This is a genomic window from Actinospica durhamensis (genome assembly GCF_018139695.1).
Classification (GTDB): Bacteria; Actinomycetota; Actinomycetes; order Streptomycetales; family Catenulisporaceae; genus Actinospica; species Actinospica durhamensis.
The window spans coordinates 1-1,519 of sequence record NZ_JAGSOG010000565.1; the positions used below are offsets into that span (position 1 = coordinate 1).

Sequence of the window (1,519 nt, forward strand, 5' to 3'; positions counted from 1 at the left end):
CGGAAGTTGTCAAGTCAAGTAAGACGGCCTGTTGTTATGGATAGCGTAGGACGGGTTCTGTCTCTGGTTTCGGTTCGTTGATCCAGGCGTGCTCGGGTATCGCCGGCGGATTGGGGCGCCGGGCGAAGCGTTCGGGGTGGCGGGCGTAGGCGTCGGCGAGGGTGACGGCGCGCTGCTCGCGGACCAGCTCGGCGGTGCCGAAGTGGACGGAGGCGGGGGTGTGCAGGCCGATCCCGGAGTGCCTGTGCTCATGGTTGTAGTAGCTGATGAAGCCCTCGCACCAGTCCCGGGCGTGTGTCAGGGAGTTGAAGGAGGCGGGGTACTCCCCGCAGTACTTGATCGTTTTAAAGTTCGCCTCGCTGTAGGGGTTGTCGTTCGAGACCTTCGGGCGCGAGTGGCTCCTGGTGACCCCGAGGTCGATCAGCAGTTGGGAGACCTTCTTCGAGGTCATCGAGGTGCCGCGGTCGGCGTGCACGGTCTGCGGGACGATGCCGGCGCGCTCGATGGTCTCCCGGATCAGTTCCTCGGCCCGCTCGGCGGACTCGGCGCGCTCGACGGTGTGGCCGGCGATGTACCGGCTGTAGATGTCGATGATCACGTACAGGTGGTACCACTCGCCTTTGTCAGGACCCTTGATCTTCGTGATGTCCCAGGTCAGCACCTGGCACGGCGCGGTCGCGAGCAGCTGCGGCACGGTCTTGGCCGGATGCGCGGCCTGGCGGCGCCGCTCGCCGTTCTGCCCGGCGGCCTCAAGGATCCGGTACATCGTGCGCGCCGAGCAGTGGTAGCGCCCGGCGTCGAGCTCTCGGGCCCAGACCTGCGCCGGAGGCAGGTCGGCGTACTCGGGCCGATTCAGCAGCGCCAGCACGGCGGCGCGCTCCTCGGCGCTCAGCGCCGAGGCCGGAGCCGGCCTGGGCCTTTTCGCCGTGGGCACCGGCGGGCTCAGCCGCCGGTAGTACGTGGCCCGCGAGCGCCCGGTCAGCCGGCAGGCGGCCGCGGTGCTCAGCGCCTGCTCGAGCCCCGGGAACACCTCGTCAAGGACCTGCTCGACCTCGTGTTTCAGTCCGCGCTCTCGGAGAGCAGTTCCAAGAGCGCGCTGGCTTTTCCCATGAGCTCCAAGGCGGCGTCCTTGCGCGCGGCCTCCGCTTCCAGGCGGGCCACCTTCTGGCGCAGCCGCTCCAGTTCGGCCTGTTCGGCGGCCTTGCGCGGCCGGGCCGGCGAGGTGCGCTTGTCGACCAGCCTCGAGCGCGCCCCGGCGTCGCGGGCCGCGCGCCACTCGATGATGTGGGAGTGATACAGCCGCTCGCGGCGCAGGATCGCGCCCTTCTCCCCGTTGGGAGCCGCGTCGTACTCCGCGACGATCCGCAGCTTGTACTCCGCGGGGAACGTGCGACGCTTCGGGCGCGGCGCCGGGTCGTGCTCGTGATCGGTCGTGCTGGCCATGCCGGGGGTGCTCCTGTCTCGCCCATCTAGACTAACCCGATAAACCGGGTGTCTCAGCCGAGGCTGTCAGAGAGGG

Annotated in this window: 2 protein-coding genes; both read right to left on the reverse strand. The window is 69.1% G+C overall.

What is annotated here, in order from left to right; genetic code table 11:
- Positions 1–34: 34 nt before the first annotated feature.
- On the reverse strand, positions 35–1,030 hold the full coding sequence (locus KDL01_RS41045; protein WP_212534131.1) for an IS3 family transposase: 996 nt from the start codon (positions 1,028–1,030) through the stop codon (positions 35–37).
- Between the two features lie 29 nt (positions 1,031–1,059).
- Positions 1,060–1,443, reverse strand: a complete 384-nt coding sequence (locus KDL01_RS41050; RefSeq protein ID WP_212534132.1) for a hypothetical protein — start codon at positions 1,441–1,443, stop codon at positions 1,060–1,062.
- Positions 1,444–1,519: the final 76 nt, after the last annotated feature.